The organism is Clostridium sp. AN503, from assembly GCF_040719375.1.
Classification (GTDB): Bacteria; Bacillota; Clostridia; order Lachnospirales; family Lachnospiraceae; genus Brotaphodocola.
This window is the reverse complement of record NZ_JBFDTP010000002.1, coordinates 2,706,321-2,722,552: the sequence shown is the minus strand read 5'-3', so window position 1 is coordinate 2,722,552 and position 16,232 is coordinate 2,706,321. Positions and strand designations below refer to the sequence as shown.

14 protein-coding genes are annotated in these 16,232 nt (G+C 52.6%); 13 read left to right on the top strand and 1 reads right to left on the bottom strand.

The annotated features are described in order from the left end of the window. The first annotated feature begins 3 nt into the window (after positions 1-3). Positions 4-468: a TspO/MBR family protein gene (locus AB1I67_RS19960; RefSeq protein WP_367031924.1), complete on the top strand. Its 465-nt coding sequence runs from the start codon at positions 4-6 to the stop codon at positions 466-468. Positions 469-551: 83 nt separating this feature from the next. Here AB1I67_RS19960 and AB1I67_RS19955 read toward each other — a convergent pair whose 3' ends face one another. Next, on the bottom strand, positions 552-1,688 hold the full coding sequence (locus tag AB1I67_RS19955; protein ID WP_367031923.1) for a glycoside hydrolase family 88 protein: 1,137 nt from the start codon (positions 1,686-1,688) through the stop codon (positions 552-554). A gap of 382 nt (positions 1,689-2,070) precedes the next feature. Between AB1I67_RS19955 and AB1I67_RS19950 the strand changes: the two genes are divergently transcribed. The 12 genes from AB1I67_RS19950 (at position 2,071) to cobJ (ending at position 16,225) form a co-directional block, all read left to right on the top strand. Next, complete coding sequence (locus AB1I67_RS19950) at positions 2,071-3,441, top strand: ABC transporter substrate-binding protein (RefSeq protein WP_367031922.1); 1,371 nt, start codon at positions 2,071-2,073, stop codon at positions 3,439-3,441. Between the two features lie 82 nt (positions 3,442-3,523). Then, positions 3,524-3,862: a hypothetical protein gene (locus AB1I67_RS19945; protein WP_367031920.1), complete on the top strand. Its 339-nt coding sequence runs from the start codon at positions 3,524-3,526 to the stop codon at positions 3,860-3,862. Between the two features lie 52 nt (positions 3,863-3,914). Continuing rightward, on the top strand, positions 3,915-4,814 hold the full coding sequence (locus AB1I67_RS19940) for a sugar ABC transporter permease (RefSeq protein ID WP_367031919.1): 900 nt from the start codon (positions 3,915-3,917) through the stop codon (positions 4,812-4,814). A 5-nt stretch (positions 4,815-4,819) separates the two neighbouring features. Continuing rightward, the gene (locus AB1I67_RS19935) at positions 4,820-5,671 is read left to right on the top strand and encodes a carbohydrate ABC transporter permease (protein ID WP_367031917.1); all 852 of its coding nucleotides are present in this window, start codon (positions 4,820-4,822) and stop codon (positions 5,669-5,671) included. A gap of 86 nt (positions 5,672-5,757) precedes the next feature. Beyond that, the gene (locus AB1I67_RS19930) at positions 5,758-7,311 is read left to right on the top strand and encodes a glycoside hydrolase family 28 protein (protein ID WP_367031916.1); all 1,554 of its coding nucleotides are present in this window, start codon (positions 5,758-5,760) and stop codon (positions 7,309-7,311) included. Between the two features lie 114 nt (positions 7,312-7,425). Then, positions 7,426-8,424, top strand: a complete 999-nt coding sequence (locus AB1I67_RS19925; RefSeq protein WP_367031915.1) for a LacI family DNA-binding transcriptional regulator — start codon at positions 7,426-7,428, stop codon at positions 8,422-8,424. A 199-nt stretch (positions 8,425-8,623) separates the two neighbouring features. Next, positions 8,624-8,872, top strand: a complete 249-nt coding sequence (locus AB1I67_RS19920; protein ID WP_367031914.1) for a hypothetical protein — start codon at positions 8,624-8,626, stop codon at positions 8,870-8,872. A gap of 30 nt (positions 8,873-8,902) precedes the next feature. Beyond that, positions 8,903-10,207, top strand: a complete 1,305-nt coding sequence (locus tag AB1I67_RS19915; RefSeq protein ID WP_367031913.1) for a family 10 glycosylhydrolase — start codon at positions 8,903-8,905, stop codon at positions 10,205-10,207. An 81-nt stretch (positions 10,208-10,288) separates the two neighbouring features. After that, positions 10,289-10,813: an adenine phosphoribosyltransferase gene (locus AB1I67_RS19910; protein WP_367031911.1), complete on the top strand. Its 525-nt coding sequence runs from the start codon at positions 10,289-10,291 to the stop codon at positions 10,811-10,813. Positions 10,814-11,175: 362 nt separating this feature from the next. Continuing rightward, positions 11,176-13,788: a GGDEF domain-containing protein gene (locus tag AB1I67_RS19905; protein ID WP_367031909.1), complete on the top strand. Its 2,613-nt coding sequence runs from the start codon at positions 11,176-11,178 to the stop codon at positions 13,786-13,788. 126 nt (positions 13,789-13,914) lie between these two features. Continuing rightward, on the top strand, positions 13,915-15,492 hold the full coding sequence (cobI, locus tag AB1I67_RS19900; RefSeq protein WP_367031908.1) for a precorrin-2 C(20)-methyltransferase: 1,578 nt from the start codon (positions 13,915-13,917) through the stop codon (positions 15,490-15,492). A gap of 4 nt (positions 15,493-15,496) precedes the next feature. Then, positions 15,497-16,225: a precorrin-3B C(17)-methyltransferase gene (cobJ, locus tag AB1I67_RS19895; protein WP_367031907.1), complete on the top strand. Its 729-nt coding sequence runs from the start codon at positions 15,497-15,499 to the stop codon at positions 16,223-16,225. The last annotated feature ends 7 nt before the right edge of the window (positions 16,226-16,232 follow it).

The window sequence follows — 16,232 nt, the reverse complement described above, 5'->3', positions numbered from 1 at the left end:
GATATGAAAAAGAAGTGGCTTGAACTGCTGTGCAGCCTTGCGGTAAGCCTGGGGACAGGTGGCCTTGCAGGGAGCCTGGTGGCAGGCAGCATGGAACAGTATGAGAGTATGTACAAACCGCCGCTTGCGCCGCCCGGCTGGGTCTTTCCGGTAGTATGGACCATCCTGTACATCCTTATGGGAATTGCAGCATGGCTGATATACCGGTCAGGATCACCGGAGAAAAAGTCTGCGCTGAAATGGTATCTTGCGCAGTTGGCGGTCAATGCTGTCTGGCCGGTCCTGTATTTCCGGGCCGGGGCATACTGGGTGGCATTTTTCTGGCTGCTCCTGCTGTGGTATCTTGTATTTGAGACGATCCGAAAATTTGCCCGGATATCCAGGGAGGCAGCGTGGTTGATGATCCCGTATCTGGCATGGATCACATTTGCCGGGTATCTGAATCTGGCAGTGGCATTACATGGATAATAAAACTCCTGCGAGGAGATGAGAAGATTCCCTCGCAGGAGTTTTAATTTATGAGATCTTGATATTGTGGGTGGAGCAATTCATCACAGCGTTTTTTCATGAAATAAAGTCTCGATATAGGCGAGGATCAGAGGCGCTATGCCTTTCGCCTCATTCTTCACCACCGGTTCCCGCATATAATAGTCGAAGGTGCCTTCGCGCATCTCACGGTTCCCCAGGCCGGCTACCAGGCAGATGCCGTCCAACTGAAGTTCCCCGTCTACCTCGGACAGATATTTCTCACAGATGCCGTCGAAGGCTTTTCTCCCGAAACCATAGTAAGCATCCTCAAGGAATCCCAGCCGCACACTTTTCATAATAGCGTAAGCGAAGATCGCGGAGCCGGAGGTCTCCAGATAATTGGGGGCGATGCCGCCGTGGTTTACCACCTGGTACCACATGCCGGTCTCATCATCCTGGTAAGGCAGCATGGAATCAATCAATTCTTTATAGATGCGGTTCAGTTCTTTTTTCTCATCTCCCAGGCGGTCCTCCGGCATGACTTCCATGGTGTCGATCAGGGCCATGGCGTACCAGCCCAGGGCACGGAGCCAGAAGTTATCAGACAGGCCGGTCACCTTGTCGCACCAAAATGCCTGGCGGGAATCATCATAAGCGTGGTAGTAAAGGCCATTCCTTAAATCCCTCATCAGATTGTACACATTTATGAACTGGCTGTAGCTGTCCAGGCAGTGTTCTCCGTTATGGTAGGTCAGCTCGTACTGCATATAGAAGGGCTGAGCCATGTAAAGGCCGTCCAGCCAGATCTGGTTCGGATAGATCTCCTTGTGCCAGAAATTGCCGGTGGAGGTGCGGGGCTGGGTGGTGAGCTGGCTGTATACGGTGTCGATGGCCTTCCGGTATTTCTCTTTTCCGGTCAGCTCGTATAAGTCGAACAGGGTCTTGCCGGCGTTCACATTGTCCAGGTTGTGCTCTTCGGGACGGTAGGATTTGATGGAGCCGTCCTCCTCCACAAAGTAGTCGATAAAATGGTCGGCAAAGGTTAAGTAGGCTTCTTTTTTTGTAATATGGTAAAGCTCCAGTATGGCTTTGATCATACATCCGTCCATGTAGTTCCAGGATGGTCTGGCTCCCTGCCGGATCTTTTCGATATTCCAGACGGGCTTTTGAGGGCTGCTTTTTTCCAGCAGCTGCTGGATGTAGCGGTCGAGGATCTTCATGTTCGATCAGCTCCTTTTCATCATATAGTCCGGATGCGCCGCCTGATGGACAGAAAAACCCGATGGAGACGCAAACGTTTGCAATATAGTCTATAGTATCATAAAATGCAGAGGAATTGAATTGGATAATATGCACAAAATAAATGCAATAAAGTAAGCGATTTAACCAATTGACATGAGCAATGAACAGTGATATAGTAAAAACATCAACAGAGACAATGCATGACTGCTAGTTAAAACTGATTTGTAACCACTTACAAATGGCAGAAGTGCATAATTTTTTATCACATACTTGCAAACCTTTGCAAACAGGCAAAACACTTATCACTTAAAACAAGGATATGCGGACATGTGAAAACAAAAAGAAAGGGAGACAGATCTTATGAGAAGAAACATGAAAAAGGCAGTAGCACTGACAATGGCAGCAGTTACAGCAATGTCCCTGACCGCATGTGGCGGCAGCAGCGCCAGCAGCGAGAAGGCACCGGCAGCAGGTGAAAACCAGGCAGGCGGCGCAGCCCAGGCGGACGGAGGCTCTGATGAGCAGATAAACTTAACCTTTTCCTGGTGGGGCGGCGACTCCAGACATGAGGCGACTGAGAAAGCGATCGCAGCATTTATGGAGAAATATCCGAATATCAATGTCACCCCGGAGTACGGCGCATGGACCGGCTGGGAGGAGAAGCAGTCCTTAAATATCCTGGGCGGCAATTCCGCAGACGTGATGCAGATCAACTGGAACTGGATCGAGTCTTATTCCGGCAACGGGACCAACTTTGCAAACCTGGAGGATTATTCGGACGTACTGGATCTGACCCAGTTCCCGGAGAGCTCTTTAGAGCTGTGCAAGGCGGACGGCAAGCTGATGGCAGTGCCGGTGGCGCTGACCGGACGTCTGTTCTACTGGAACAAGACCACCTTCGATGAGGTAGGATGTCCGATCCCGACCGATACGGAATCCCTGATGGCGGCAGGCGCAGCGTTCAAGGCATTTAATGAAGATTATTATCCGCTGGCTTTGGGCGAGTACGACAGGATCATCTTCATGGTATATTATCTGGAATCCATCTACAACAAGCCGTGGGTAGAGAACGGTGAGCTTAACTACACCGTGGAGGAGATCCAGAAGGGCATGGACTTCATGTGCGAGCTGGAAGCAGCTCATGCGATCCCGACCATCGCTACGATCCAGGGCGACATGGCAGACTCTCTGGATAAGAATGCAAAATGGATCGACGGCAAGTACGCGGGTATCTTTGAGTGGGATTCCGCCGCAAGCAAGTGCCAGAAGGCAGTGGTAGAGTCCACCAATAAACCGGGGCAGGAATTTGTCATCGGCGACTTTATCAAGTTCGGCGATCACAAGGGCGGATTTACCAAGATCTCCATGGGCCTGGCAGTGTCTGCAAGCTCCGCGCATCCGAAGGAGGCTGCAATGCTCATCAACTTCCTGTTAAATGATCCGGAAGGCGTTGAGATCAGCTCTACCGAGCGTGGTATTCCGTGCTCCAGGGCTGCTGTAGAGATCCTGAACGAGAAGGGCCTGGGCGATGCTCTTGTAAAAGAGGCCAATGCAAAGGTTCTGGATTACTGCCCATTCCCGCTGGATTCCAAGTTTGAGCACAACGATCTGAAAGCGAACCCGGATGGCGTTTACTACAAAGTATTCGGCAAACTCAGCTCCGGCGACATCGACAGCGCGAAGGCTGCCCAGGATCTGATCGACGGGATCAACGAGTGTATGGGGAACTGATATAACCTGATATAAACCGACATCAAAGCAGGACTTGAAGCCGCCAGAGGGCAACCTTGGCGGCTTCTGTAAAGGAAAGACCATGGATGTAAAATGTGCTGTAAAAGAGAAAGAGCAGTATGCCGGCATTGTGGCCTGGTTTAGAAGCCAGGGGGATTTAAGCCCGGAGCAGATGAAACTTCTTGCGGATACCATCGACGGGATGTCGGAAGAGATTTATGAGCATTACAGAGCGCTCTGCGATATTTTGAAAGAGCAGCTGAAACGGGTCAGGCGGATCTGCCGGGAGGAAGGCTGTGAGGCGGTTTACCCGGAAAAGGCCGAGAGAGACCAGTTGTTGTACGCCCTTAGGACTGCCTGTGAGAAGAAGGCCGTCCTGGAGGAAAAGTATGGGGAACTGGCAGGGGGATTAAAGATATAAAGCGGCTGTGAGAGCACATCCGCCCAATAACATATATACAGGAGGTAACCGTATGCAGAAAAAAAGCTTCAGCAAGATTTTATCTGAAAATGCCGGCTTCTTTTTCATCTTACCGTGGCTGATCGGATTCCTGGTATTTAAGGTATATCCGTTTGGGTCTTCTTTGTACTACAGCTTTACAAACTATGATCTGTTTACAGGGATTACAAAGACCGGAATGATGAACTATGAAAAGATATTCACCGATGAGGACATCATGCGTGCATTTAAGGTCACGTTTAAATATGCGATCTTCGATGTGCCGTTAAAACTGGCGTTTGCATTATTTATCGCGTACATATTGAACTTTAAGTTAAAGGGAGTTAATTTCTTCCGTACCGCTTACTACATCCCGTCGATCCTGGGCGGCTCCATCGCGATCGCGATCCTGTGGAGAGCTATCTTCAATACCGACGGCCTGATCAATACGGTGATCACCCTGTTCGGCGGCGAGAAGATCAACTGGATGGCAGGGGCCAACAGCGCCCTGTTCGTGATCATCCTGCTGCGTGTGTGGCAGTTTGGTTCGGCGATGGTCATCTTTTTAGCGGCATTAAAGGGAGTGTCCCAGGATCTCTATGAGGCGGCTTCCATCGACGGCGCAGGCAAGTGGAGACAGTTCTTCAGCATTACCGTGCCGATCATCACGCCGGTTATTTTCTACAACCTGATCACACAGCTCTGCCAGGCGTTCCAGGAGTTCAACGGACCGTATCTGGTGACTAAGGGCGGCCCCAACGGAGCCACCACCCTGATCTCCATGCTGATCTACAACAACGCGTTCCTGCGTCACAAGATGGGTATGGCGAGCGCTCAGGCATGGGTACTGTTTGTGATCGTAATGACATTGACCGCAGTAGCATTTATCAGCCAGAAGAAGTGGGTTTATTATTCTGATGAGGATGGGAGGTAGATGGTATGACAAGAGAGCAGAAAACAAAACTCAGCGCATGTCTGCGCTATGTCCTGTTGGTCATCGTTGGATTTGTTATGGTATATCCTCTGATCTGGATGGTGGGAGCTACCTTTAAGACCAACTCGGAGATCTTCACAAGCGCATGGTTCTGGCCGAAGAATCCGGTGTTCGACGGATACAATAACGCGTTTAAGAGCTATGGAGGAAAGATCAGCCTGATCAGTTCCATGATCAACACCTACAAGATTGTGATCCCGAAGGTGATCTTTACGGTGATCTCCGCAACCATTACCGCATATGGTTTTGCCAGGTTCAATTTCATCGGGAAGGGGATCCTGTTCTCCCTGATGATCTCCACCCTGTTTTTACCGCAGGTAGTGCTCAATGCGCCGCAGTACATCATGTACAATGGCTGGGGATGGACAGATTCCTATCTGCCCCTGGTCGTACCGTCTTTGTTTGCGGCGGATACCTACTTCGTGTTCATGCTGGTGCAGTTCCTCCGCGGTATCCCGAGAGAGCTGGAGGAGGCGGCCAAGATCGACGGCTGCAACTCCTTAAAGACCCTGTGGTATGTGATCGTCCCGATGTTAAAACCGTCGCTGGTATCCTGTGCGCTGTTCCAGTTCATGTGGACCTCCAACGACTTCCAGGGACCGTTAATCTACATCTCCAACATGACGAAATATACGCACTCCATTTACCTGCGTATGTCCATGGACGGCGATACGGGTTTCCAGTGGAACCGTATCCTGGCGATGTCCCTGATCACCATCATCCCTTCCCTGATCGTGTTCTTCTGCGCCCAGGATTCCTTCATCGACGGGATCTCGGCAGGCGGCGTCAAGGGCTGATGCATTCCAGTGTAATTTCATAAAACAGATAAGGGGATTCTCGTAATGGGAGTCCCCTTTTTAACCATAAGCGAGGAGTGTTGGATATGAAGGTCAATTGTATTTTTCAGACGGCAAGATGTGCGGCGGTTGAGATTGAGGATGGAGGCATCTTTGAGACGGAGAAACCATATGAAATTTATGTAAATGATGTACTGTACGGCAGTACAGAGCGGGTGATCACCAGCATCTATGGTTTAAAGCCGGATACGGATTACCGGATCCGGGTAGAGGCGGCGGAAGGCGCATCGGTAGAGATCCGTACTGACCGGGAGTTCGTCACTTTAAATGTTAAAGAATTCGGCGCAAAAGGCGACGGGGTGCAGGATGACACAACCTTTATCCAGGCGGCTATCATGGCCTGCCCGAAGGACAGCCGGGTGCTGGTACCGGCGGGCACCTACCGGATCACCAGCCTGTTTTTAAAGGATGGCCTGCGTCTGGAGCTGGCAAAGGGGGCGGTGCTCTCTGCAGAGACGGACCGGACAAGGTTCCCGGTATTTCCCGGCATGGTCCAGAGCTACGACGAGGAGGACGAATACAATCTGGGGACATGGGAGGGCAATCCTCTGCCGATGTTTTCCGGGATTATCACTGGCGTAAATGTAAAACATGTGGTATTGTATGGAGAGGGCACAATTGAGGGCAATGCGTCGTCCGAGCCGGACAACTGGTGGTACGATGCGAAAAGGAAGCGGACCGCATTCCGCCCAAGGATGATCTTTTTAAACCACTGCGAGGATGTGGTGGTGCAGGGCATCCGGGTACAGAACAGTCCCAGCTGGAATATCCACCCGTATTTTTCAGACCGCCTTCGTTTCCTGGATTTGACGGTGCTGAATCCGAAGGATTCTCCGAATACGGACGGGCTGGACCCGGAATCCTGCCGGGATGTGGAGATAGCAGGCGTTTATTTTTCCCTGGGAGATGACTGTATCGCCCTGAAATCCGGAAAGATCTATATGGGTGCAAAGTATAAGACGCCATGTGAAAATGTGACGATCCGCCAGTGCTGTATGAGGGACGGCCACGGTTCCATCACCATTGGCAGCGAGATGGCAGGAGGCGTGAAGAACATAACGGTAAAGGACTGCCTGTTCCTTCACACGGACCGCGGGCTGCGGATCAAAACCAGGCGTGGACGGGGCAGGGATGCGGTGATCGACGGGATCCTGTTTGAAAATATCCGTATGGACCACGTGATGACGCCGTTTGTGATCAACTGTTTTTATTACTGTGATCCGGACGGGCACACAGAGTATGTGCGCACCAAAGAAGCTCTCCCGGTGGACGAACGGACGCCGGAGATCAGGACGCTGGTATTTCACAGGATCGAGGCTTCCAACTGCCATGTGGCGGCGGCATATCTGCACGGTTTGCCGGAGCAGAAGATCCGCAGGGTCATTATGGAGCACATCCATATTACTTATGCGCCGGAGCCAAAGGCGGACGTGCCGGCCATGATGGACGGCCTGGAGCCATGCGCGAAAATGGGGATTTTCGCGGACAATATCGAGCAGCTTACGCTCCGGGATGTGACGATAGAAGGCCAGGAGGGGGATGCATACCTTCTTGGAAATATTGGCAGGCTGGAGCGGTGAACCGGTTGGAGCAGTGAACCGGTCGGGAGCAGGCAGCAGTTATCAGAATAATAACGCCGCAGGGGGAAGGGCCTTCGGGCCTTGTGCGGCAGACAGAAAATGGAGATGGAGAGTATGGCGGTTACGATTAAAGATGTTGCAAAACGGGCGGGGGTTTCCTATTCTACCGTGTCCCGGGCTTTGAATGGAATTGGAACTGAGAATGGGGAGAAACGAAAGAGGATACTTGACATTGCACAGGAGATGGGCTATGTACCGAATCAGGCGGCGATCAATCTGAAGCTGTCCAGATCTTATGTCATCGGGCTGTATTTTTCGACGATCAGCAAGATGTCGTCCCCTTTTGTACTGCATGATGTGCTGACCGGGGTTTACAGCATTGTGGGCAGCAAATACAACGTGGTGGTAAAAGGTATCGATATGCATGAACCGGGGACGCTCAATCCCAGCTATTTTGATGGGGTGATCGTGCTGAGCCAGCGGAGCGAGGACCAGGCGTTTATGGATGAGGTCTTACAGAAAAAAATACCGATGGTGGTCATCTGTCGGACTGTATTTGTGGACGCCCCCAACGTGACGACGGACGAGGCGAAGGCGATGGAACGTGCCATGGACTATCTGATCGAGAATGGGCACCGGAAGATCTGTGTGATCGAGGGCGCGCCGAATCTGGATTCCACCAGGCTGCGTCACCGCGGCTGGCAGACCTCCGCCCGCAAACACGGCATAGACCCGCAGACGATCCCGATCGTAGGAGGTACCTACCGCTACGCCAGCGGCTACCAGGGGGCGAAAGTCCTTTTGGAGCATCACCCGACGGCGATCCTCTGTTTTAATGACGAGATGGCTTTCGGGGCCAGGGAGGCCATTGCGGAAGCCGGTTTAAAGGTACCGGACGACGTATCGTTGATCGGTTTCGACAACTGGGATCTATCCGGCTACAACAGCATGAAGCTGACCACCGTGGAGAGGAGCATGAGCGAGATCGCCAGGGAAGGCACCCGGGTGCTGCTGCGGAGGCTGGAGGACGGGATCATCGATAACAGCAGGGTGTTTTTGGAGAATAAGCTGGTCGTCAGGGAGACGGTGAAGAATATACGTGAAGAGCATTGAGGGGGAGAAAATAGAAGGAAGGATTTGCGTTGTGCCAATACATCGCAAATCCTTTCTTCTGTTTTTATAGAAAGAAACTTCAAATAAATGGTACTTCACATATATTTAAGATTTCTGAAAGTTGTTCTTTCCTCCCGCATTTGGTATACTGTTTTTAAGTGGTAAATAATGGATGTACAGTCAGAAGGAGGGAATCCCGATGAAAAAATCACACGTGATAACTTACAGGGTCCTGCTTATAGTAAACCTTCTGCTGGTGGTCTATTGCTGCATTGCTAAAAGAGAGCCGCGCCTGATCTTTAGGGGCGTTGTGTGTTGTGCCTGCTGGCTCATGTTACTGCTGTTTGGCAAAATGCAGCCGATGGGGAAAACTGCGGAGATGGTGTTTTCGGCAGTGGGGATTCTGGTGATCGTGCTGCTTACGCTGACGTGGATTTATCCATATTAAAAATAATCGTTATCTGCCGAGGGAGGATCTATGAAGAACAAAAGAGAAATAAGACCAGAGAAGCACCGGATAAAGAGCAGGGTTCGCGGCGGGATACGCACGCTGGCGGGGATCCTGCTTTCCTGTGCCGTTTTTTTAGGGGGAGGTCCTGTACAGGCCATGGCTGCGCCGACAGCCTCTGCGCCGCCGTCGGGTGTCACTGCCCAGAAGTCGGATGAGCTGCGGGGAGTCTGGATCTCCTATCTGGACTGGGAGAAGATGCCGTCTGAGGAAGCGGCGTATCAGAAGGAAGTGGATGCGATCCTGGAGCGGTGCGTGCAGCTTAAGATGAACGCGGTATTTGTCCATGTGCGTCCGGATTCGGATGCCATGTATCCGTCGTCCTATTATCCGTGGTCCCGTTTTATTACGGGGACCCAGGGGGAGGACCCGGGTTATGACCCGCTGGCGTATTTTGTGAAGGCTGCCCACAACCGGGGACTGCAGTTCCATGCGTGGATCAATCCTTACCGCGTGACCGGATATCACAACACCTGGGATCAGGTGTCGGAGCAGAGCCCGGCGAAAAAGTGGCTGAGCGACAGCGACCCCTCCAATGACCGGTGGGTGTTAAAGCAGAATGGGGCGTATTACTTAAATCCTGCCATATCCCAGGTGCGGGATCTGATCATAGGCGGCGTGCGGGAAGTGGTGCAGAATTATGATGTGGATGGAATCCATTTTGACGATTATTTCTACCCGGAGGTGGACAACAGCGATCCGAACCGCTGGTTTGACAAGCCGGAATACGACGCTTCCAGTTTTTCGATGGATATCAGCGACTGGAGACGGGACAATATCAACAAGCTGGTGAAGGGGGTCTATCAGGCGGTAAAGGAAGTGAAGCCGGAGGTGCAGTTTGGAATCAGCCCGGAGGGATACGTAGATCATCTGCGCAGCGACAACAGGCTGTTTGCGGACGTGGATACCTGGCTGTCAAACGACGGATATATCGACTATATCATGCCGCAGATTTACTGGGGGTTTGAACACAAGCTTACGGATGGGAGCGCGGCCCCGTTTGCATTTTCCAATAACCTCCAGACCTGGATCAACTTAAAGAACAGGGGCAATGCAAGGCTGTACCTGGGACTTGCCATGTACAAGACAGGTTCCAGTTCCAATGACAACAATGAGGTGCCGGAGTGGCTGCGGCGCGATGATATCATGAAACGGCAGGTGGAAGCGGGACGGGCGACCGGGCAGGTGTCTGGCTACTGCTTTTATGCGTACAGCTCCTTCCAGGAGGAACCATGTCAGAAGGAAGTGGCGAACCTGATGACAATTTTCCGCTAGACTGGCGCGGCGGACTGTGCTAAGATATTCACGTGGCGGCAGGCCATGATTTATAAAAAGCAAGAGAAGAAGGATGACAGGATGAAGCGATTAGAAGACTATGTGGTGAGTATTCCGGATTTTCCGGAGCCGGGGATCATCTTCCGGGATGTGACTTCGATCCTGCAGGATGCGGACGGACTGCAGCTTGCAGTGGACAGCCTGCGTGATATGGTAAAGGATCTGGATTTTGATGTGGTAGTAGGGCCGGAATCACGAGGGTTCATTTTCGGCGTGCCGGTGGCCTATGCGGAGCACAAGAGCTTTGTGCCGGTCCGCAAAAAGGGTAAGCTGCCGCGGGAGACCATTTCCGCGGAATATGATCTGGAGTACGGCTCTGCGGAGATCGAGATCCATAAGGATGCCATCAGGCCAGGGCAGAAGGTGGTCATCGTGGATGATCTGATCGCCACAGGAGGCACCACAGAAGCGATCATCCGGCTGATTGAACAGTTGGGCGGTGAAGTGGTGAAGATCTGCTTTGTCATGGAGCTTGCGGGGCTTAAGGGCAGGGAGAAGCTGTCAGGATACGATGTGGATTCCGTTATTATCTATGAAGGAAAATAAAATATAGAAAACGCTCCGGCAGGATTTTGTGCCGGGGCGTTTTTAGTAGTGTGAGAAAAAATGTTGCGATGTCCCCTGAACCGTCGCGGCTAAAGAATCCGGCATGGAATTTGGATACGGAAAGATAATGTGTATGGAAAAACAGGACGATATGTGGTATGATGGACAGAACGTTACAAAAATCAAAAAACAGCTTCGCTCAGTGGCACGTGCGTAACCACCGCTGACCCAGGATTTGGCTGAACATGCAAGGGGAAGAGTTCATGAAGAAGAGGATTGCTCCAGTTATATTGTTAGTTGTTTTAATTCTGTCAGGTGTCTGGTCGCTGATATCTGTACTAAGCATCCAGGGGAATGCGCGCGTGATCAATTATACCGGCGTTGTCCGCGGAGCCTCTCAGCGTCTTGTGAAGGAGGAGCTGCACGGTTCGCCCAACGATGCGTTGATCGAGCGGCTGGATGGGATCGTTGAGGAACTGATGACCGGCGAGGGGGACAATCATCTGTCGCTGCTGCCTGACCAGGGATATCTGGAGGCAATGTCAGATTTTAAAGAGAGCTGGCTGCAGGTAAAAGATGAGATCCAAAAAGTACGCCAGGGCGGGGAGACACAGCGGCTTTACGACATGAGCGAGGAGCTGTTTGACAGGGCTGACAGGGCGGTATCTGAGGCGGAAGCATATACAGAAGCCCAGGTTGCCGGTATTGTGCGGAAATTCATCGCGCTGTTTCTGCTGCTGGGTGCGGGAATCTGCCTGTTTGCAGTCAGGGAATTCTATCACCGCAGGAATTTAAAGTCAGCGGAGGAGGCTGAGGCCAGCAGTAAGAAAGAGAAGGAGCAGATGGAGAAAATGTCTGCCGCGCTCCGGGCATCCTTAAACGATCTTTCTGAGCTTATGTACGTTGCAGACCTGGAAAACTATGACCTGCTGTTTATTAATGAAGTGGGACTGCAGAATTTCGGCCTGGATTCCTTTGAGGGGAAAAAGTGCTATGAGGTGCTTCAGGGACGAGATACGCCCTGTGACTTCTGCAAAGGACATATTTCCGCTGAAGGGGAGACGTTTACCTGGGAAAATACCAACCCCGTAACTGGCCGGCATTATATGCTGAAGGACCGGAATATCCTGTGGGACGGCAGGCCGGCGAGGATGGAGATCGCTTTTGATATTACGGAGGCGGAGGCGGAGAAACAGGAACTGAAATACACCCTGAAGACGGAAGACGTGATCATGGAGTGTGTCCGTACATTGTACCAGAGCAAAAAGCTGTCAGAATCAATCCCGGCGATCCTGCGGTATCTGGGGAAGTTCCTGGAGGCAGAGCGCTGTTATATTTTCCTGGTACATGATGACGGGCTTGCCTATAATGATTTTGAGTGGTGTGAGGAAGGTGTGGAGCCTCAGAAAGAGAATCTCCAGGAATTAGAACTGTCGTTCTTTGACAGCTGGATGCCGAGGTTTGACCGCCGGGAATGTGTCCTGATCACAGATCTGGAACTGATCAGGGAGAGCTCACCGGAAGAATACGATATTTTATACAGCCAGAACATCCACAGCCTGGTAGCGGCTCCTCTGGAGCGGGATGGTGCATTCTGCGGCTGCCTGGGTGTGGACAATCCCCCGCAGGAACGCATGACCTATATCAGCACGATGCTCCGGACCCTGTGTTATTTCCTGATGCTGTCCATTGAGCGTTCGGAGGATGAGGAGCAGCTGGCACATTTAAGCTATCATGATACGCTGACCTCCTTCTATAACAGGAACCGCTATATGAAGGATTCGGAGGCCCTGCAGAATTCCGGGATCCCTGTGGGACTTGTTTATCTGGACGTCAACGGGCTGAAGGATCTGAACGACAAGCGGGGGCACGCATACGGGGATAAGATCTTAAAGGAAGCGTCAAACCGGATGAGGGAGGCATTTCATAAGGCGGACTTCTACCGGATCGGCGGAGATGAGTTTGTCATCATCTGCCGTGGTATAGAGGAGCAGGACTTCCAGGAACGGCTTCAGGAACTGAAGGCGCTGTTTGAAGCGGACACGGTCTGTCGTGCCGCCATCGGCAGTCAGTGGACGGCGCAGCTCCAGGATATGAACGAGCTGATGTCTCAGGCTGATGCCTGTATGTACGAGGATAAAAAGGCATTTTACCGCAACAATCCGGCATCCAGGCGTTACCGCCACCAGAGTGATGCACTTTTGGAGCTGTCCAACCCCAATATCCTGGAGTCGGAGATCAACAAGAACCGCTTTGTTGTGTATATGCAGCCCAAGGTATCGTCTGATGACCGTACCGCGATCGGTGCAGAAGCTTTGATCCGGTATCATCCGGGGGCGGGAACGCTGGTCCTTCCGGGGAATTTCCTTCCGATTTTGGAGGAGACCCAGACGATCAGCCAGATCGATTTCTTTGTATTTGAATCGGTGTGTGCCAGGATCAAAAAGTGGGTGGATATGGGGAAGGAGGCATTTCCTGTTTCCATAAATTTTTCGAAGCATACCCTGGCCCAGCCTTCTTTTGTAAAGCAGCTTGGCAGTATATGTGAAAAGTATGAGATTTCTCCCGGCCTTCTGGAGGTGGAGATTGAGATCACAGAGGGAAGCCTGGAAGCAGGAGATTCCAGTCTGCCGACGCTTATGCGGAATCTGCGCCAGGCCGGATTTATTGTGGCGCTGGCTGATTTTGGTACTGATCCCAAGGCTCTCAGCCTTTTGGCTACCGCGCAGTTTGACGTATTAAAGCTGGACCGGGTGATGATTGAAGATGTATCGCACAATCCTGAGACCAGGGCGTTCATAACCTCCATTGTGGACACCTGCCGAAAGCGGGGGATCCGTCTGGTGGCAGAGGGGATCGAGACGGAGGAGCAGATGGATGAGCTGCGCAAATGCGGCGTTGAACTTTTGCAGGGATTTTTGTTCAGCAAGCCGATCTCTATGGAAGAATACGAGGAGAAGTACCTGCTCAAATAACCGTTGCTTTCCAAATTTCTATTGATTCCTGCTGGTTTTTTAGTTATGATGGTATCCGTAGTGTCCGGCTGCAGCTTGTGTGCAAAGCCGGCTGCTGCGGATATTTTTATGGCAGGAGATAAGGGAATGAAGAAAAAAGCAATTCTGGTGATCAGCTTCGGGACCAGTTATCATGAGACACGGACAAAGAATATTGAAGCGATTGAGCGGGATATACGGGAGGCATTCCCTGATCATGAATTCCGCCGGGCATTTACCAGCCCGACGATCATAAAGATCATGCGGGAGCGGGACGGACTCCCGGCAGAGCATGTGGAGCAGGCGTTGGAGCGGCTCTGCAGCGAGGGCTTTACGGAGGTGGTCGCACAGCCGACCCATGTGATCCGGGGATTTGAATATGACCGGGTGATGGAAGTGATCCGTAAGTTTCAGGGGCGGTTTGAGACTCTGGTGTGCGGAGAACCGCTGCTCACGGATATGGAGGATTATAGAGAGGTGGTGCGGATACTGGGCAGAGAATTTGCGCAGTATCGTGGAGCAAAAACCGATATCGTACTGATGGGACACGGCACGGAGCATGTGGCGAATTTTTCTTACGAACGGCTGCAGAGGGCGTTTCTGGATGTGGGATTGGATGATTTTCTTGTGGGGACTGTGGAGGCGTCTCCCACGCTTCAGAACATGGTGAAGCTGGTGGAGGAACGCGGCTCTGAGCGTGTGGTGCTGGCTCCGCTTATGGTGGTGGCCGGGGACCATGCGTCTAACGACATGGCGGGAGACGGCGAGGACTCCTGGAGATCCCGGTTTGCCGCGATGGGGTATCAGGTGGAGTGCGTCATGAAGGGGATGGGCGAGTACGCGGATATCCGCAGGCTGTATGTGCGCCATGCGCAGGATGCCGCCCGGAAAGCGGAAGAGATGGACCGGCAGGATGCTGCCCGGAAGCCAGAAGCGATGGGCCGGCGGAATGCGGAACGGTGCGGCACTCTGTACGGTATCGGAGTAGGGCCGGGAGATCCGGAGCTTTTGACTTTAAAGGCTGCAAGGCTGATCAAGGAATGCGACGTGATCGCAGTCCCGGGCGAGGACTGGCGCAGCAGCATTGCCTGGCAGATCGCCCTGCGGGCGGTCCCGGTAGTGGAGGAAAAGGAGTGCATCGGTGTGGCTCTGCCAATGACCCGCGATAAGGCGGTGCTGAAAGCCTGCCATGAGCGGGCGGCGGAGACTGTGATCGGATATTTAGACCAGGGGAAACAGGTTGGATTTTTAAATCTTGGCGATGTCACACTGTATGCGACCTATCTCTACATACACCGCCTGGTGATGGAACGGGGATACCGGGCAGAGCTGGTGAGCGGTATCCCATCCTTCTGTGCGGTGGCGGCGGAGCTTAACACCGGTCTGGCGGAGAGCGCAGACCAGTTCCACATCCTGTCCCAGCCCGGACAGGTGGAGGCGGGCCTAAAGCTTCCGGGAACCAAGGTCATCATGAAGATGGGAAAGAATATTGAGCAGGTGAAGGGCTGGATCCGGGACGCGGGCATGGACGCCATGATGGTGGAAAACTGCGGGCTGCCGGGGCAGCGGATCTGCAGGTCTGTAGATGAGATCCCCGTGGATGCGGGATATTACTCTCTGCTGATCGTGAAGGAGCATAGGGACGGCGGCAAAGAGATAGAAATGGAAACTGGCAGGGAAGGGTGATGGTATGAATCTGGTTTATGTAGTAGGAATGGGGCCGGGGAGTGTCCGGCAGATGACGCTGGAGGCGCAGCAGGCCCTTGAGTCCTGCGATACGATCGTAGGATACACAGTCTATGTGGAGTTGCTCCGGGATGCATTTCCGGACAAGGAATATCTGACTACCCCCATGCGGAGGGAGGCGGACCGGTGCCGCATGGCATTTGAGGAGGCGCAGAAGGGGAAAAAGGTTGCTATGGTATGCAGCGGGGATGCCGGAGTATACGGCATGTCCGGGCTGATGCTTGAGCTTGGCGGTGACTATCCGGACTGTGAGGTCCAGGTGGTTTCCGGCGTGACTGCGGCGCTGGCCGGCGGGGCTGTGCTTGGGGCGCCTTTGATGCATGATTTTGCCGTTGTAAGCCTGAGCGACCTTTTGACTCCGTGGGAGAAGATCGAAAAGCGGCTGAGATTTGCGGCGGCAGCGGATTTTGCCATCTGTATCTACAATCCTTCCAGCAAAAAGCGGGCTGATTATTTAAAACGCGCCTGTGACATCCTGCTTGAGGAGCTTCCGGAGGAACTGGTGTGCGGTATTGTTTCCCAGATCGGCAGGGACGGGGAACGGGCAGAGGTGATGACGCTGAAGGAACTGCGGGACCGCCAGGTGGACATGTTCACTACGGTGTTTATAGGGAATTCGCAGACGAAAGTGATCCATGGGCGTATGGTGACGCCCCGTGGATACAAGATCTGACCAGCGG